Origin of the sequence: Psychrobacter sp. Arc29, assembly GCF_041431175.1 — a bacterium.
In the GTDB taxonomy this organism is placed as follows: Bacteria; Pseudomonadota; Gammaproteobacteria; order Pseudomonadales; family Moraxellaceae; genus Psychrobacter.
Genome location: NZ_JASMRR010000006.1, coordinates 158,891 through 177,580, shown reverse-complemented (window position 1 = coordinate 177,580; position 18,690 = coordinate 158,891). Strand labels below are relative to the sequence as shown.

Here is an 18,690-nt window from a genome sequence, read left to right as displayed (position 1 = left end):
GTTGGCTTTATTTTAAAGTTAATATTACAGCTAAAATTATTTCCTAGCTATTATCAATCAGTTATTTGCAGCACCTAATACACTCTCTAAGCTTTCAAGCACATGCTTGGATGCAACGTTCTTGCGCAAGTCTGTTAGCTGCTCATGTGCCATCTGACGACGTGGTTCAGCCAACGTATTCCAGCGTGCCAGCACTTGCAATAATCGCGATGCCAATACGGGGTTGGCATCATCGAGTTTTTTGATGACGTCTGTATACATCTTCAGACCCTCTGCTGTCCATAGTACTGTTGGTTGCGAGCTAAAGGCGCTGATAACTGAACGGACACGATTAGGGGTATTCCAATCAAAATCGGTATGCGCAATTAACGACTTGATAACATCAGGTGTCACATCATCAGCGGCAGCTTGCACACTGAACCACAAATCAATCACCAGATCGTTTGCTTGGAAACGCTCGTAGAAGTCCGATAAGTACTTATCTGCATCTACTAATTGATGGTTAACCATCGCCTTCAACGCACCAAAACGCTCTGTCATGCAGCTAGCATTATCATATTGCTGTTGTGCCCAGTCGGCTGCACCTTCAACGTTAGCAGTCAGTACCATATCAAGCACCACATTACGCAGCGCACGAATGCCTCGAGCTTCAGCACTGTCTTCATAAGACTGCATTGGCAGATCATTGTATAACGCAGCCCACTGTTCTTTTAATTTATCTGCTACTTGCTGATATAGCCCATCGCGCTGCTCTTTCACTAGTACCGGATCGTAGTCTTGAGGAATGGCAGAAGCCAGCTCTTGCGCTGAAGGAATATCAAGTAATCGTGCGGCCAGCATCGCATCATCAGCTGCTAAAACGGGCAACGTCTGTGCCAAGGCTTCTAAATATACATCAGGACTGCTCTTCGCGCCTTGGCTTTGCAGTAAAATACGGTTTACCAGCATTTGGGTGACTTGCCAGCGGTTAAACCCATTGGTTTCATGCTTGAGCAAAAATGCTAAGTCTGCATCTTGGTAATCATAGTTGAGCTGTACTGGCGCACTAAAATCACGCAGTAAAGACACAACAGGCTCACTTGCGACATTTTCAAACACAAACGTTTGCGTCGCCTCGTCAAGCAATAACATACGCTCAGCGACAATAACGCCTGAATCTTTATCAAACAATGCCGTTGCTACAGGTATCGGCAACGGTTTTGGTACATCAAAGCCTTTCACATGGCGTGTTTGCTGATTCAAGGTAATCGTTAATGTCTGCGCCGCACTATCATAAGTTTGAGAGCCCGATACCACTGGCGTACCTGGCTGACGATACCAGTCGATAAAGTCCTCGATTTTGTCATCAGTGATACTGAGTGCTGATAAAAAGTCTTCAACCGTTACAGCTTGTCCATCATAACGACGGAAATACTCGTCTGTTCCTTTGCGAAAATCATCCGGCCCTAACGTGTTGGCAATCATACGTACAATTTCAGCGCCTTTCTCATAGACAGTTGTCGTATAAAAGTTATTAATCTCAACAAAGCTCTCTGGACGTACTGGATGTGCTAATGGGCCTGCATCCTCTGCAAACTGATGCGCGCGTAGTGTCGCTACGTCATCGATACGCTGTACCGCACTTGATTGCTGATCTGCTGAAAACGACTGATCACGGTAGACCGTAAAACCTTCTTTTAAACACAGCTGAAACCAGTCACGACAAGTGATACGGTTACCTGTCCAATTATGGAAATATTCGTGAGCAATAATGGCTTTTACGCTAAAACTGCGCGCATCAGTGGTGGTCTCAGGACTGGACAACACACAAGCGGTGTTAAAAATATTAAGACCCTTATTTTCCATTGCGCCCATATTGAACTGACTGACTGCCACAATCATATAGCGATCTAAATCATAGGCTCGGCCGTAATTAACCTCATCCCACTTCATGGCGTCTTTTAAGGCTTGCATACCAACATCACATTTATCGATATCAGCAGATTTTGCGTAAACCTCAAGTAATACTTCTCGACCTTCGCTGGTTGTATAAGAGTCCGTCAACACATCTAAATCAGCAATAACACAAGCAAACAGATAGCTTGGCTTGTTGGTTGGATCCTGCCAAATCGCATAATGACGCTCTGGCGCATCAGCGACCTCACCTGCTTCAACTAAATTACCGTTGACCAATAACGTTGGATAGCGCTTATCGGCTTCCAGTCGAGTGGTAAATATCGCGAGTACATCAGGACGATCAGGATAAAAAGTAATCTTACGGAAACCTTCTGGCTCGCACTGAGTCACAAACATCGTGTCGTCACCACTGCCTGCCATGTATAGACCTTCAAGCGCGGTGTTGGTTTGCGGGCAGATACGTACTTGAATATCTAAGGTGACCTGATCAGGAGCGTTGTAAATCGTTAGCTTGCCATCTTCTTGCTGATAGTGCTCAGATTTTAACGCTTTATAATTCATGATAATAGACAGCAGCTCTAATGACTCGCCAAATAAGACAATATCCCCTGCGGTTTGGCGTACCATCTCAAGCGTACTATTTACCTGAGCATAATCTTCAAATAGCTTAATGTCCAAATGAACCGTTTCAACATCAAAACTTGGCTTCTGATAGTCTTTTAGATTAATTTTACTTGGTGCATGTGGTGGTACATCTGGCATTTCAGGGTTGATGATCTGAGCAACGGTTTCAGCAGTAGACATGTGATTTCCTATTATTATTAATGATATGTTATGAGTGTCATTGTTTTGCTATTCGCATTATAGCTTTCGTCTTTATAGCAACGTTTATGGCGCTCAAAGTCACAATGAAAGTTACAACGAGCGCATGTTATATATGGTTTCCTGCTTATAGATAGATTGACCTAAATCCTTATATTTCAAGTACGCGCATCGAGATAACCGAGTTTATCCTTTATATACGTTTCCTCGTATACATTCATGCGTGTTAATAGGCATCTATATAAATGACTAAATCAACAATTGGATAATGCCGATGAAAATGATTTAATGGGCGCACTAATAACTCACCTTTCATAAACGGCTTATTATATGACAACACACACTGCCAAATACTCAAAGATTACGTTACCTTTACTGATAGAGTATGTTGATGCTCTCATGCCTTCGCTTGATAGCTCACTTGATAAACAAGCACAAACGATGGATAAACAGACTGATCTGTTATGGGTAGCACACGACAAAACAGAACTATCAACTCTGCAAAAACAGATAAAGAAAAATACGAATGTTAAAGATGATAGTAACGTATCAGCTGAAGCATGGCACGTCTCCACTTTACCAGAGCTTGCTAAACAGCATGTGCTTGAACGATACGAACTTGCTTGCTTTTGGCTACCCATCCTCTCACAAGAGCTGTTACATCAATACATCCCTACCCTCATGCGTTATCGTGATCTCTATGCAGCACACTTGCTGGTTGCGCTTGATAGTTCAATCGATTTGAAACCTTACGGATTTACACCATTTGATATCTTAAGTGAGCCCTCTTTAGATATTAGTGATATTGAATCCATAACGTCGTCCACTGTATCAGCGACGCTTTGGCAGTTCAATTTATATGATTATAAACAACTACCGAATTGGCTCAATGCTGATTACTGGGCCAATCCTGAAAACTGGGGCAAACACCGCTGGTGATACGTTACATATCTATCTATCGTTATTTACAGTAAAAATACTTACATAAATTAACAGTTAGTATATGATGGATAAAGATTGCCTGAGTTTTATCGTAAGCAGTTTAAAAAATAAATTTAATTAAAATTTTAGGAGCTCGTCATGTCAATCAGTTTTTCTAAGATCGCTGTTTTAGCTGTATTATCAAGCGCCATTGCAATCACTACAGGTTGTGCGACTAAACGTGCTACCTCAGAAGTTGTGGTCGCGCCGCTAGGCATCCCAGGTGGTCAAGTTGGCTATAATGGTGCTGTCATCGTTGATAACTCAACCGCTGTCATTACTGGTGCTGAAAACTTACAAGCGGTTGTCTACTTTGCTTTTGATAGCAGCGAAATCACTGCGCAAGCGGCGAGTGTCCTTAACCAACACGTGAGCCTATTAAACTCAAATCCAGCAGCTGGTGTGGTTATCGCAGGTCATACTGATGAGCGCGGCAGCCGTGAATACAATATGGCACTCGGTGAGCGCCGTGCCCAAGCAGCACGCAACTATCTTGCTGCTCAAGGTGTCGCTGCCAACAATATCCGTGTCATCAGCTATGGTGAAGAACGTCCTGCAGCGGCTGGCAATACCGAAGATGCTTATGCACAAAACCGCCGTGCTGAGCTATCTTACTAAGAGTCATTCAAAAATCATTTGCTTTAAAAAAGCCCAGTAATGTTATATTACTGGGCTTTTTATATTCTATTGGGCTAGGGCGTGTCATCAATTAGCCCATTAAATCATTTAACGGTCTTAAAATGGCTAAATTTTGCAAAACATCGTCAAAAACTTTGTGAATATACCTATATTCTCTGCAATTTCTTCCTTGTTTGACTGCAATTTATCTCATTTTAAGCCTCGTTATCTAAATGATGACACGCCCTAGGTAAGATATAAATATTTCAAACTCAAATGTAAGATACCTAATTTCAAGCATATTATTTATATTCCTAAAAAAATTTCGTTTTCAATTAAAAATATTAATGACCAATCATGATAATACCAGCCATGAATCTAACTCAAATCCAATACATTCAGCTCGACCGCGAAGCATGGTGCGTGACTGCTCAAGTAAGCAACTTATCCAATCCTGTAGGAATTAACAGCGCGTGGAATAACTCATACTGGTTATCAGTATGTCCATCATCACATATAGTCTTTACTGAGCTTCGTCATTTCGAATGGCATTATCATGTAGTACAAAAACCAATATCAAAACGCAGTATCGCTCGCAGGCAACGTCAACAGCAGCGCCAAGGTGTGAGACAGTTACTACAAACGCTACTTAATAAGCTAGAAATCAGCGATACCTTAGATGAGTCGAGCTTTCCCTATCGTCTTCGCCAAAGCAAGTATTACGTCTGTTTTAGCCATACAGCCGCTCATAATAAAAATGAATTCAATAAAAAATCTAATCAAAATATCGGTGCTATTTCATACAGCAAAATAGCAGCGGTCATCAGTCGTCGTTGCCCTGCTGGCATCGACATCGAGCACAATGATGTCGCTTGGCATATCGTCAAGCGTTTTTACTCAGATAATGAAATTACTATCTTACAGACATTACCAAAAAATCAGCGTGATTATATTGCAAAGTTACTATGGCAAATCAAAGAAAGCTTTATCAAGATTCATCAGTATACTTTGGCACAAGGTTTAGGTATAGATTACTCTGATGTGATCCCTGCCTTGACTGATGATATAAATAAAGACTTCGTTACTATCAGTCATACTGATAATCAATCCAATCACCAAATTGCCATATTGCAATCGAACCAAACAGTCGTTGTTTTTTGATCATATCTGACAATGCTCTCGCAGTTATTATCTTTACTTTCTTTTAGACATAAAAAAACGACCCTAAAAAGGGTCGTTTTTTCACACTTCGATTCTTCTAATGACAGTATTTACACTGTGATTAGATTAGAAACGGTAAGTTGCACCAAGTTTAACGATTGGCATCCACTCAAGATAGTTCTCGTCTTCTAATTCTTTCTTGATTTGATCTTCAGCAAGTGCACCGTTAGCACCGTTAGCATTAACAGTTGCTGTTGTCTTACCAAGATACGCAGCACCTAGCTCGCCAAATACACCGAAGTTGTTAGTGATGTTAGGGCGGAAACCAACAGTTAAGTAAGGAGCTAGCTTGTTACGATGCTCAAGATCAGCTTGCACGCCACCAACTTCTGTAATATCGCCACGCGCTACATCAACTTGACCAGCATCAGGTGTACCTACGAAGTAACGAGCGCCGTCAACTGGATAGTAGCCATTATCGCCTGCATCTTTAGCATTAGCAGTAGCTGTGATTTCGTTATCAGGAACGATGATACCAGCACCCATAGTGAACCAGTTAGCCATAGGACGTAACTGCACGCCTAGATATGGGTTGCTAAAGTCAGTGTCAACATCATAGTTTACATCGTTTGCATCAAAATCACCGCCGAAAAGCTCAGCAGCATCGCCACCTGCCCAACCAGCTTGTAGTTCAGTTTTGTCGTTCACACTAAAGCCAAGACTAGCACCATAACCCAAAGTACCGGCTTCAGCACTAACAGAAGCTGGGTGAGTTAGTGTGTTAAAGATAGTTTTGGTCGTACCAACAACAGCACCAGTAGTGTTGCGTACAATACCAGCATCAGAGTTGTATGCATAAGAAGGTTGTGCTGCTTGATATGCAACTGGCTCTGCTTCGTATACTACCGCATCATTGTCGTCAACAACGATAACTGGATCAGCTGCTAATGCAGCAGTTGATGCTAGAACAGCAGCAGAGATAGCTGTAAGTTTAATAAGTTTCATAATTATTCTCCTAAAGTGTGAAATAACTCGCCCGTAAAAAATGATAATTTTGCTCTTTTTTAAACCACCATTTTGTTGAAGAGATTAAAACAATTTTGACTCAAAAAGTCACCCCCAAGGATGCGCTTTTTATTTGCCGTTATGTAAAGATTGCATAGTTACTGTAATAATTGCTACACCAACCTGCAAAACTTTGAATTCCTGTTACAAAACCCTCTCAAAGCAATTAATCAGTGTAGACATGAATATTGATTGGCTTAATGTTCATGTGAGGGTATTACAAAATGTTTCATCATAATGTCTGAGTCAGCGGCTCAACTCAACACCAGTTATATAGCTTATTACTACAGAATGTTGCAGTATGTGAGTTGAGGTGTCTACTGTTTCGCTTAGAAAAAATTGTAAATATTGAAGCTAACAGTACAAATGTTCTTATATAGTGTCACTAATCCTTGTCTCAGCTTGATATTGTGCTAAATTAGACATAGCGATAGATCTACTGTGGGAATGCAGATTTATTACTATTTGTCTTCGTTATGAAAACGTTATAGTCTCGTCAGCCTCATCCCTTTTACCACTACTGAGCCTTTTATATGCCTAAAGTATCCTCGATTACCCGTGTGTTAGAGATCATAGAAGCCGTGTCATATGCTTCTAAACCTCTCTCTCCACTTGAGCTATCGCAAGAGTTGGATATTCCTAAACCAACCATACACCGTTTGATTCAGAATTTGGTCGACGATGGTTTTTTGACCGTTGATATCGGTGGCGGTATTGTTCCTGGTAAACGGGTACGCAATCTGAGCGTTGAGCTTTGGCAGCAGCGGTTATTCTTTAATGAGCGCCAGATGATTTTGCAAAAACTGGTTGATGAGCTCAAAGAAACTTGCGGTATCGGTGTTCCTTATCATATGAATATGATTTATACCAACCGCGCACAAACGACTTTACCATTGCAGATATACCTTCCTGTAGGAGCGAAGTCGCCCATGTGGTGTACAGCAACTGGCAAGTTGTATTTGAGCCAATTGTCTACCACCAGTCGCAATAAAATACTGCAAGGTCTACCATTAGATAAATTTACCAAAAACACCATCACTGATATTGACGCCTTGAATGCCGAGCTCGATCGTATCGCTACCACTGGCATTGGTATTGATAACGAGGAGTTTATCTCTGAGATGGTGGCGGTGGCGGTGCCTGTCTTGGACAAAAAGTCGCGCTATCTGGCCTCATTGTACCTGCATGCACCGACGATACGCGTATCGCTCGACGAATTGCTGACTCATGTGCCTCGACTACAGCAAGCAGCGCAAGATATCCAAGCTCTCGTGTATGATCTACAAAGCTAATGGAGTCATTACTCATTCATTACTATGATCAAATTAAAAAAAGGTTCAAGCTATAAACATAGCATGAACCTTTTTTCATCGAATACGCTTTCTTTAATCAGTTCTCACTATTCATGATATTAAGAGTGATTGAGTATATGAGTCGTTATTTCTAAGATAATCCTAAAACAATACCGAGGCATCATGACAGCCCATAATACTAGAGAAGTCTTTATCACCGTTCTCAAGCGCATGCGTGGCATATAACTCTGTTGCCTTGGCACCCATTGGCGTGTCTACATGAGTATCTTGAGCCGTTTGCATGGCAAGATTGAGATCTTTTTGCATCAGCTTACTCATAAAACCACCTTGGTAGCCATTGCTAGATGGGACGTTTTCCATAACTTGCGGATAAGGGTTATAGACCTCTAATGTCCAGTTACGGCCTGAGCTTTGTAGCATAATATCTGATAATACTTTGGGATCTAGACCGTTCTTGACTCCTAAATTAATCGCCTCTGCCGTGCCTGCCATTAGGATACCTAACAGCATGTTATTGCAAATCTTCGCAACTTGTCCTGCGCCATGCTCGCCTGCATGAAAAATGTTTTTTCCCATTACAGCAAGTATCGGCTCAGCTTTGGCAAAAGCGTCGTCATCACCACCAACAATAAAGGTCAAGCTACCAGCAATCGCCCCACCTGTCCCGCCAGATACTGGGGCGTCCAAAAAGTCGATGCCAAGCTGGCTTGCAGCGTCTGCCACTGTTCTAGCATCAGCAGCCGCTATCGTACTACTGTCAATCACAAGCGTACCTTTTGGTAATTCTGCCAATAACCCATCAGCGCCACTATCACCCAGATACACAGAATGCACATGCTGACCCGCCGGCAACATACTAATGACAACTTGAGCATTGCTCGCCGCATCTTTAGGACTCTGTGCCACGCGAGCACCTGCTTTTTCTAAGCGCTGGGTTGCTGCGTCAGACAGATCGAAGACAGAAAGTGTATAGCCTGCCTTTAATAAGTTTTCTGCCATAGGCGCACCCATATTACCAAGCCCAATAAAGGCAATATTTGGTTTAGAGTTATTATTCATTGTACTTGTATCCTTTGTACCCATCTCATCACTCCTTGATGATTTATGATGTAGCCATTGCTACATACCATTTGACAATATTTGTTAGTCATATATCTACATCATGTTTTATGATGCTTTTTAAAAGTTTTAAAAAACGTTATCTGTCTTACTTTTTGAGTTGTCTGTAAATAATTAGCGCACATACTGACTGCCCAAAGCTTCCTCACTCAACCAACCGTCTAGAGGGTGCTCACTGTTTGTATAAGGATTGGCAAAGTGCTTATCGATATACGCTTGGCCTTCTACACTTAGGCAGTCTACCAATGAGCGCGACCACTGCGGATCTTTATCCTTATCAATCAATAATGCCCGCACGCCTTCTTTGAAATCAGGATTGGCTGCACAATGTACTGCCACGTTGGTTTCTAAATAAAGTACTTGTTCGATCGATAAATCAGAGACTTTTTGATACAGCGCGTAGGTTAACGCTGCCGTTACTGGGCAACCATGCCGATAGGTTGCGACTGCTCGCTGCGTCCAACTGTCTTCTGCAAAGTCTTTGCTCAACACTGTAAGCGCTTCATCGCTTTGTAGCAAGGCATCAATATCTGCCAAACCACCGCTGCTCATCAATTGCTGAATAGGCTGCCAGTACATCGCAAGTTTACTATCAGGCAGTTCGGCTACTGGTAGCCTAGCCAGTGCACGGCTGACGATACTATGCGCACTATTATGATGGAACTTGTTTGAACTACTGGCACTATCTAGCGTTTGCCAGTCGCTCTGCTTAAGACATTGTATGACAGCATCATAATCATGACTTGCAACAGCATACTCTGCTAGGTTGGCCAACAGTGCATCATTACCGTTGCACATCGCGCCAGTTAGACCTAAGAACAAACCTGTTTTGGCGGGCATTCGCTGCAAAAACCAACTGCCTGAAGCATCAGGAAATAGGCCAATAGTAATCTCAGGCATAGCAAAACGCGTACGCTCAGTGACGACACGATGACTGCATCCTGCCATCAGCCCCATACCGCCGCCCATAATAATGCCATCACCCCATAATATTAGAGGTTTTGAGTAAAAGTGCATTTGACGATATAGACGATATTCGTGACTGAAAAACTCAGTAGCATAAGGGTTTGGCATTGGTGCACTAGTAGACATACTGTCATAAAGCTTACGGATATCACCGCCAGCACAAAAGGCCTTATCGCCTGCACCTTTTAACACAAGCGCCACTACTTGATCATCCGCTTGCCATTGCTCTAACTGCGCTGCTAGCAGTTGGCACATATCAACACTGAGCGCATTAAGCGATTTTGGTGTATTGAGTGTCACGACTCCAATCAAATGCCCACAATCTGTCGGTTCAGTATTGAACAATACAGACGCTTCTTGTGCTGTATTATTGGCTGATGTTTGCGCGTTAGTGCTGTTGGTGTCGTTAGTCGATGTCGTAGCTGCTGTCATAAAAGTGACCTACAAAATTAAATAATAAAAATGGCTCAAGCGTTTTGACCGCTGATTATTTGTTTTGCCAACTGGGTTGACGCTTTTCTAAAAAGGCTTGTACACCTTCGCGCTGATCCATTGTGTCAAATAGCTTGACGAAAGCTTCACGCTCATGGATAAGATTTTGTGCAGGCGGTGTGTCTCTAGCCGCCTGAATAAGTGCTTTGGAATAACTGACAGCGACGGGTGATTGCTTAGCGACTTTTTTTGCCAAATCTTGAGCGGCTTGTAGTCCCGCGCCTTTTGCAGTGACCTCTTCAACCAGACCGATACGCAGTGCCGTATCTGCATCGACGCGCTCACCGCACAGTATCATGCGCTTGGCCCAACCTTCACCGACTAGCCAAGGTAGGTTTTGGGTACCACCTGCACAGGGCAGTAACCCCACACCTGTCTCTGGCAGTGCCATCTGAGCGTGCGCTTCTGCAATACGGATATCACAGGCGAGCGCACACTCCAATCCGCCGCCCATCGCATAGCCGTTGATGACGGCAATACTGACACCGCGATAGGCAGACAGGGCCTCAAACGCTTCGCCAAATGCAATCGCCATGCTTATTGCGCGGCCTTTATCACCATCTGAAAAATTGTTTAAATCTGCACCAGCCGAGAAGAATTTTTCACCATCTCCATGCACGATTAATGCGTAGATATCGTCATTGGCATTGAGATCTGTGATGAGCTGTTTAAGTGCATGCAGACTATCCATCGTCCACGTATGTGCCGGTGGGTTATTCAACGTCAATATGGCGGTATGACCATCAATTGATAGCTTCAGATTTGTATACTCTGTCATAAAACATCCTTGTTTTAGTAAAGCGAGATAAATTAGCGCAGTTGACTTAACCCTTCATCCTGCAAGACTTGGCGCGAAATAATCACGCGCATGATCTCATTGGTGCCTTCTAGAATTTGATGCACACGTAAATCGCGTACGTGGCGCTCAAGTGGATATTCGTTTAAATACCCATAGCCGCCGTGCAATTGCAGAGCTTCATTGGCAACATCGAAACAAAGATCGGTGGAGAGACGCTTTGCCATTGCGCAGTAGGTAGACGCTTGCCCATCATTGTTGTCGACTTTACTCGCCGCAAGATAGAGCATCTGGCGCGCTGCGATGGTCTGAGTCAACATATCAGCAAGTTTAAACTGTACGGACTGTAGGCTTGCGATTGGACTGCCAAATTGACTGCGCTCTTGCACGTAACTAGTTGCCGTCTCTAATGCAGATTGTGCCGTTCCTACTGCGCAAATACCGATATTAATACGACCACCATCGAGTCCTTTCATCGCGATACGAAAACCTTGGCCTTCCTCACCTATCAGGTTTTCTGCTGGGACTTTGACATCTTTAAAGCTAATCGTCCGTGTCGGCTGTGCTTTCCAGCCCATTTTGTGCTCATTTTTGCCATATTCGATACCAGCACTGTTGGCATCTACAACAAATGCTGATACACCTTTTGGCCCAGCACCACCTGTACGCGCCATTACCACCAATACATCAGTTGAGCCTGCGCCAGAGATAAAGGTTTTTTCACCATTTAGTACGTAATGATCGCCCTGCTTGTCGGCTTTGGTACGTAGTGAGGCCGCATCAGACCCTGCATTTGGCTCTGTTAGGCAATAGCTGCCAAGCCACTCACCACTAACCATATTAGGCAAATATTTTTTGCATAAGGGTTCGCTGCCATATTCGCCGATCATCCATGCGGCCATATTATGGATGCTCATATAAGCCGCCACGGATGTATCACCCCATGCCAGCTCTTCGAATACCATTGCTGAGTCAAGTCTTGGTAGGCCCAAGCCGTCATATTCTGGATTGGTGTATAGCCCCAAAAAGCCAAGCTCACCAGATTTTTTGATGATGTCCACTGGGAAATGCGAGGTGCGATCCCATTCAGCAGCGTTCGGCTTGAGCTCTTTTTGTGCAAACTGACGGGCCGTTTGGCGAAAGGCAACTTGGTCATCGGTCAATGAAAAATCCATAGGGTCATCCTTGTTCTTATAGATCAGATATAAAGGCTTAGATTTGATAAAAGCTTCAGTAAAAGTGTTAGTCACAAATTTTATAAGACATCAGCGCTATATGATAACGGCATAACGATAATAAAATTGCTGGTCAGAGATTTTATAAGACATTAGCGCTATATGATAACGGCATAACGATAATAAAATTGCGTTCAATAGTACCGCAAGTCGTATTAACGTTATACCGAAAATATAGTAATCCGACGATTAAATCGAAATTGTCGTATTAACACCGCGGCTCGCTTCATCATCGAACCAACGTGCCGTCACTGTCTTCGTCTGAGTATAGAACTGTACGGCTTGCTTGCCATAAGGACCTAGGTCGCCAAGCTTACTGCCACGTGAACCTGAGAATGAGAACATTGGTAGTGGCACAGGAATTGGCAAATTAATACCAATTTGACCGACTTGGATGTCTTGTTGGAATTTGTGGGCTGCCGCTCCTGACTGGGTAAATATTGCGGTACCATTGCCATGTGGATTGGCATTGAGCAGTGCAATTGCTTCGTCCAAGCTATCAGCGCGCATAATGCACAGTACTGGTCCGAATATTTCCTCTTTATAAATTTGCATGTCGCTTGTGACATTATCAAAGATAGTTGGGCCAACAAAGTTACCGTTCTCAAACCCTTCAACAGTAATTCCGCGACCGTCAAGTATTAAGCTTGCGCCCTCTTCTACTCCAGTTCCAATCAAATGCTCGACACGGGCTTTTGCCGCTGGAGAAATCAATGGCCCCAAATCCTTGTCATTCTTACCTGCTGAGACGACTAAGCTTTCTGCTTTGGCTTTGATTTCATCAATCCACTCACCAGCTGCGCCTACTAGCACGACCACTGATAATGCCATACAGCGTTGACCAGCGGCGCCAAATGCTGCGCCTGCTAGCTGATTGAGCGTTTGTTCTTTATTTGCATCAGGCAAGATCACACCATGGTTTTTTGCACCCATCATGCACTGGGCACGCTTACCTGATTGGCTGGCACGCTCATAGACATGTTTACCAACGTTGGTAGAACCCACAAAAGAAACCGCTTTGATATCTGGATGGTCACAGATAGCATCGACGGTTGCTTTGCCACCATGCACCACATTAAGAACGCCTTCTGGTACACCCGCTTCAATCGCCAGCTCCACGAGGCGCATAGTCACCATCGGATCTTGTTCAGAAGGCTTTAGGATAAATGTATTACCCGTAGCAATCGCCATTGGGAACATCCATAGTGGAATCATCGCAGGGAAGTTAAATGGCGTGATACCAGCACAAACACCGAGTGGTTGCCAAATGCTATATGTATCAACGCCTGATGCGACGTTTTCTACAAAATCGCCAATTTGCAAATTGGCAATACCAGCGGCATGTTCTACCACTTCTAGGCCGCGGAACACATCGCCACGCGCATCAGCAATCGTTTTGCCTTGCTCTGCGGTCAAGATTTCTGCCAACTCATCCATATGCTCGCGAATAAGAGATTGATACTTTAAAAAGATACGAGCACGCGTGGTGATTGGCGTTTTTCGCCATGTTTCGAATGCTGTCTGTGCGGCGGCAACCGCTTGATTAATCTCATCATTGGTGGTTTGCGGGACTTTTGCGATGACTTCTTGGGTCGCTGGATCGGTGATATCAATCCATTCGTCGGTGTTTGATTGTACGAACTGACCATTGATGAGCTGCTGAACGTGGTGCATAAGATATCCTTATCTTTTTTGCGAGACTACCGTGTGACGGCATCTGGGTATTCATTAAAAGTTAAGCGCTATAAATAGTTATTTGTAAAATATTTATAGAAAACCAAATTTTAAAATGATTTATTTTGTATCGTTATTGACTATAACAATAAATCAATTTTACGGTCAAGCGCTTTATCGCAATTTTCGCTAAGTTTGTTTTGTTAAAGGGGATTTGCCCAAATAACAAAAACAAAAAAGCCCATGATTGCTCATGAGCTTTAAAAAATCAGCCTAGTTTTTAGGCGCTACCAACATAGTTGCTATCCTATACCAACTAATAGTCCTTCATCGATTGCTTAATCGCATCAATAGCAGCTGGATTATCAAGCGTCGACATATCGCCTGTAGGCTTATCCTCTGCTAACGCCCGAATAGATCGGCGTAAAATTTTACCAGAACGCGTCTTTGGCAACGCTTGCGGGAAATAAATGGCCGCTGGCCTTGCAATACCGCCTAAGGATTTGACCACAGCACCTATCACTTGCTGCTCAATGCGGAAGCGGTTTTCGGTAGTTTCGACTTGCGATTGATCTTTTAGGACGCAGAACGCAATTGGTAGCTCACCTTTTAGCTCATCTTGAATACCTACCACAGCGCATTCTGCCATCTCTGGATGGGTACTAATTGCTTCTTCAATCTCTTGCGTGCCTATTCGATGGCCTGCGACGTTTATCACGTCATCGGTACGCCCCAAGATGTAAAAGTAACCGTCTTCATCTGTCACTGCATAGTCTGAGGTAGAATACTGCTGGCCATCAAACAGACCAAAGTAACTGCTGACAAAGCGCTCATCGTTGCGCCATACCGTGGTAAGACAACCAGGTGGCAGCGGCGCTTTAATCGCAAGCAATCCTTTTTCGCCCGCGCTGCAAGGTTCACCTGTCTCTTCATTGATGACTTGCGCCTCATAACCGTACATAGGATAACCGGGCGAACCCTGCTTATGCGGTTTATGATTGAATTTTGGTGTATGACTCAAGATCGGCCAGCCAGACTCTGTCTGCCAATAGTGATCTAAAATCGGCACGCCTAAATGCTGAGACAACCAATTAGCCGTTGACTCATCAAGCGGCTCACCTGCCAAAAAGAACGACTTGACACTAGACACATCGTAGCGCGTCATCCAGCTTTCATCTTGCTTTTTGAGCATGCGTACGCCTGTAGGCGCCGTAAACAGGATATTAACTTTATTGGCTTCAACAATACGCCACCAGATACCTGGGTTCGGTAAGTGTGGTAAGCCTTCATACATGACACTGGTCATACCCGCTAGCAATGGCGCATAAATCGTATACGAATGTCCGACTGCCCAGCCAATATCTGATATCGCCCAAAACGTCTCGCCTGCTTTACCGTCGTAGACATAATCCATCGATGTCGTCAGCGCGACGGCATGACCACCAGTATCACGTTGCACCCCTTTCGGTGTGCCAGTCGTACCAGAGGTATAAAGCAGATAGGACGGTGTATTAGATTCAAGCCAAACTGGTTCCACGACTGCATGGGCCTCGCAACTACGACGTCGTTCAGTCGCATAATCTACATCAACATTTCTCGGCTCAAACGGTAAAATACCACGATTGACAACTAATACATGCTCAGGCTTGGTTGTTGCTTGTTCAACGCCTTGATTGACGAGGTTCTTATAATTAATAACCTTACCATCACGCAGACCTGCATCCACTGTAATGACCATTTTTGCCTCAGCATCATCCATGCGGATAGCCAAGTTATGCGCGGCAAATCCGCCAAATACGACTGAGTGTATAGCACCAATACGAGTACAAGCCAGCATGGCATATGCCGCTTCTAGAATCATTGGCATATAGATAATGACACGGTCGCCCTTGCCAATACCATGACGCTGTAGCACGTCTGCGAAGTAATTAACTTCTTTGTATAAGTCATTATAAGTCAGGCGGCGCTTGGCATAATCTGTATAAAACTCAACGTTATTACCCAGATCTTTGAACGAATCAACGACCGCTGGAAAGGTTTCTATTAACTCTTGATTGATCTCTGATGACACCCACACAAAGGCATCTTGCTCTGCACGGTCTGCTAGATGGCGATCAACGCAGTTATAGCAAAGATTGGTTTCACCGCCAACAAACCATTTCGCAAAAGGCAGATTGCTGTCATCGAGAATTTGCTCAGGCTCTTTATGCCAGTAGATGCGCTTTGCTTGCTCAGCCCAAAAATTCTCTCGATCCATAATGGAATCGTGATAGATATCAGCGAACGTGGGCATGTCTGCCGCTTGAGTAGAGACTGGGTGTTGGGCGTGGTCGCTCATAATAGCTGTCCTTAGCATAAACGAGAAATGGAATAATATTGTTTTATAATCGGCGCATTGGTAAGTTGTTATCGCACTTGCATCGCCTGATATGATCTTTATACGCGATTGGCTTTATCAACGCTACACTGTTTTGAGTGTGGTAGACAATGTCCTGATAAATACTGGTCATCCTTGCCAGAATTAAAAAACCGATACGTTATGTATCGGTTTAAAATGTAGCAGAGCCCATCACAAAGGTCAACTGTTAAGCGTGCAACACGCATTACATTTTGATGAGCACAAGCGTTTCGACATTCAATCGATAGATAATATTATACTTGAGTTTGATTGGCATACATCTCACGCATGACTTTTTTGTCATGCTTGCCAACAGAGGTTTTTGGCAGTTCATCAACGAACTTAAACTGACTTGGTACGCCATATTTAGGAATGATACCGCGCTCTACCGCTTTTTCTGCAATGGCTTTGATGTCGTCAGCACTGGTTTCTTGAGCATTTGGTTTTAATACCACCAAAGCCAGCGGACGCTCGCCCCATTGCTTATCCCGAACGCCAATCACTGAAACATCCGCTACGGATGGATGCAATGATAAAATAGTCTCAATCTCTAGCGATGAGATCCACTCACCACCTGATTTGATCACATCTTTTAGGCGATCCGTGATTTTAATATAACCATCTGGGCGTATGTAAGCGATGTCTTGGGTATGCATATAGCCACTCTCCCACAGCTCCTTACCAGCGTCGTCATTTTTGAGATAGCTTTGGGTCAACCAAGGTGCCCGTAGCACCAGCTCACCCGTATTCTCTTGACCCTTGCCGACAGGTTTGTTGCCCTCCCCCCATACTTGCGCATCGACCATAAGCACCGGCTTACCTGTCATACAGCGACGGGCAATGTCTTCATCCTCAGTCATTTCAGGCTCATTGAGACTAAATTCAGTCAGGCTGATAAGCGGTGCCGTTTCTGACATACCGTAGCCAGTATAAACTTCGATACCTTGGGCCATTGCTGTTTTTGCTAGCCCTTCGGTCAGTCTTGAACCACCAATGATCATTTTTAGTCCATTAAAACTGGCATCGCGATCTTGTGCTTCTTTGAGTACCATTTGCAAAATCGTTGGCACACAATGTGTGATACTCACCTTTTCATTGATAATCAAATCCAGCAAGCTATCAGGTGCATAACGTCCCGGATAGACTTGCTTTAGCCCCACCATCGTCGCCGTAAATGGGAAGCCCCATGCATGTACGTGGAACATCGGCGTCATTGGCATATAAACATCACCGTAGCTAACACCTTGCTTGTTCGGCAACATACCCAATGTTGCAGCTTCTGCCAGACTGTGCAGTACCAACTGACGGTGACTAAAGAAGACGCCTTTTGGATTACCTGTCGTACCTGAGGTGTAAAAGGTTGTCGCGATGGTATTTTCATCAAAGTCTGGGAAATCAAAATGGCTATCAGCAGCTTCTAGCAATGCTTCGTATTCGCCTGTCACGCGGCTTTGATTACTGCCAAAAACCCTTTCAGCGGTCACACCATTATCGTCCAGCCAAATGATGTGCTCGATACTAGAGTTTTCAAACTGATAATCTTTGACCAATGGCGCAAACTCAGAGTTGAGCATCAGCACTTTAGGCTTGGCATGGTTGATGGTGTAGAGGACTTTTTCTGGTGATAGACGGATATTGACGGTTTGTAGAACGTACTCTGACATCGGTACCGCAAAATAAGACTCAAGATAGCGATTGCTGTCCCAGTCCATAACGGCAACGATATCACCTGCATCAAGATTCAAGTCTGCGAGTACGTTAGCCAAGCGATTGATACGCTCAAACAAATCCTTGTAAGTGAGTCGCTTTTTGTCCGCATAGATGATCTCTTGGTCTTGTGACACTGTTTTTGCACGGTTTAAGAGCTGCTTGACCAGTAGTGGATAATCATAGGCAGAGGGAGCACCATGGTACATATTTGACATAGACCTAACTTCCTTGTTTGTCGCGCTTATAAGTTATAGATAGTAATAAATAAGTAGCAATAAGACATACTAATACAGAATGAACCGCTATAACCACACTATTTTTATAATGTAGAGTCATTCTGATTACTATTGATAGCGTCCTGCTAAATACCGATCGGCTTTGGCGCAGTAAAAGAAACAAGCTTCACTGACCGCAATAAGATTAAAGACCTCTTTGATAGTAAGA

At 43.8% G+C, this 18,690-nt stretch carries 13 protein-coding genes; 4 read left to right on the top strand and 9 right to left on the bottom strand.

Annotated features, from left to right (window positions below):
* Positions 1 to 57 precede the first annotated feature (57 nt).
* Positions 58 to 2,658, bottom strand: a complete 2,601-nt coding sequence (pepN, locus tag QO189_RS09840; protein WP_371532638.1) for an aminopeptidase N — start codon at positions 2,656 to 2,658, stop codon at positions 58 to 60.
* A gap of 390 nt (positions 2,659 to 3,048) precedes the next feature.
* Between pepN and QO189_RS09835 the strand changes: the two genes are divergently transcribed.
* From QO189_RS09835 to QO189_RS09825, 3 genes are all read left to right on the top strand, one after another.
* Positions 3,049 to 3,657, top strand: a complete 609-nt coding sequence (locus QO189_RS09835; RefSeq protein ID WP_371532597.1) for a DUF6231 family protein — start codon at positions 3,049 to 3,051, stop codon at positions 3,655 to 3,657.
* A 141-nt stretch (positions 3,658 to 3,798) separates the two neighbouring features.
* Positions 3,799 to 4,317: a peptidoglycan-associated lipoprotein Pal gene (gene pal / locus QO189_RS09830; protein ID WP_371532596.1), complete on the top strand. Its 519-nt coding sequence runs from the start codon at positions 3,799 to 3,801 to the stop codon at positions 4,315 to 4,317.
* A gap of 357 nt (positions 4,318 to 4,674) precedes the next feature.
* Positions 4,675 to 5,478, top strand: coding sequence for a 4'-phosphopantetheinyl transferase superfamily protein (locus tag QO189_RS09825; RefSeq protein ID WP_371532595.1), 804 nt, complete (start codon positions 4,675 to 4,677; stop codon positions 5,476 to 5,478).
* A 126-nt stretch (positions 5,479 to 5,604) separates the two neighbouring features.
* Here QO189_RS09825 and QO189_RS09820 read toward each other — a convergent pair whose 3' ends face one another.
* Positions 5,605 to 6,483: a hypothetical protein gene (locus tag QO189_RS09820; RefSeq protein ID WP_371532594.1), complete on the bottom strand. Its 879-nt coding sequence runs from the start codon at positions 6,481 to 6,483 to the stop codon at positions 5,605 to 5,607.
* A 593-nt stretch (positions 6,484 to 7,076) separates the two neighbouring features.
* On the opposite strand from QO189_RS09820, the gene QO189_RS09815 reads away from it, so the two are divergent.
* Entirely contained in the window at positions 7,077 to 7,835 is a 759-nt protein-coding gene (locus tag QO189_RS09815; RefSeq protein WP_371532593.1) for an IclR family transcriptional regulator, read from the top strand.
* 162 nt (positions 7,836 to 7,997) lie between these two features.
* Here the strand turns inward: QO189_RS09815 and mmsB are convergent, their stop codons facing one another.
* From mmsB to QO189_RS09780, 7 genes are all read right to left on the bottom strand, one after another.
* Positions 7,998 to 8,915: a 3-hydroxyisobutyrate dehydrogenase gene (gene mmsB / locus QO189_RS09810; protein ID WP_371532592.1), complete on the bottom strand. Its 918-nt coding sequence runs from the start codon at positions 8,913 to 8,915 to the stop codon at positions 7,998 to 8,000.
* Positions 8,916 to 9,089: 174 nt separating this feature from the next.
* On the bottom strand, positions 9,090 to 10,373 hold the full coding sequence (locus QO189_RS09805) for an enoyl-CoA hydratase/isomerase family protein (protein WP_371532591.1): 1,284 nt from the start codon (positions 10,371 to 10,373) through the stop codon (positions 9,090 to 9,092).
* Positions 10,374 to 10,428: 55 nt separating this feature from the next.
* Complete coding sequence (locus QO189_RS09800; protein WP_371532590.1) at positions 10,429 to 11,211, bottom strand: enoyl-CoA hydratase; 783 nt, start codon at positions 11,209 to 11,211, stop codon at positions 10,429 to 10,431.
* A 32-nt stretch (positions 11,212 to 11,243) separates the two neighbouring features.
* Entirely contained in the window at positions 11,244 to 12,404 is a 1,161-nt protein-coding gene (locus tag QO189_RS09795) for an acyl-CoA dehydrogenase family protein (protein ID WP_371532589.1), read from the bottom strand.
* 249 nt (positions 12,405 to 12,653) lie between these two features.
* Positions 12,654 to 14,138, bottom strand: a complete 1,485-nt coding sequence (locus tag QO189_RS09790) for a CoA-acylating methylmalonate-semialdehyde dehydrogenase (RefSeq protein ID WP_371532588.1) — start codon at positions 14,136 to 14,138, stop codon at positions 12,654 to 12,656.
* A 316-nt stretch (positions 14,139 to 14,454) separates the two neighbouring features.
* On the bottom strand, positions 14,455 to 16,476 hold the full coding sequence (locus QO189_RS09785; RefSeq protein WP_371532587.1) for a propionate--CoA ligase: 2,022 nt from the start codon (positions 16,474 to 16,476) through the stop codon (positions 14,455 to 14,457).
* 314 nt (positions 16,477 to 16,790) lie between these two features.
* Entirely contained in the window at positions 16,791 to 18,461 is a 1,671-nt protein-coding gene (locus QO189_RS09780; RefSeq protein WP_371532586.1) for a fatty acid--CoA ligase, read from the bottom strand.
* Positions 18,462 to 18,690: the final 229 nt, after the last annotated feature.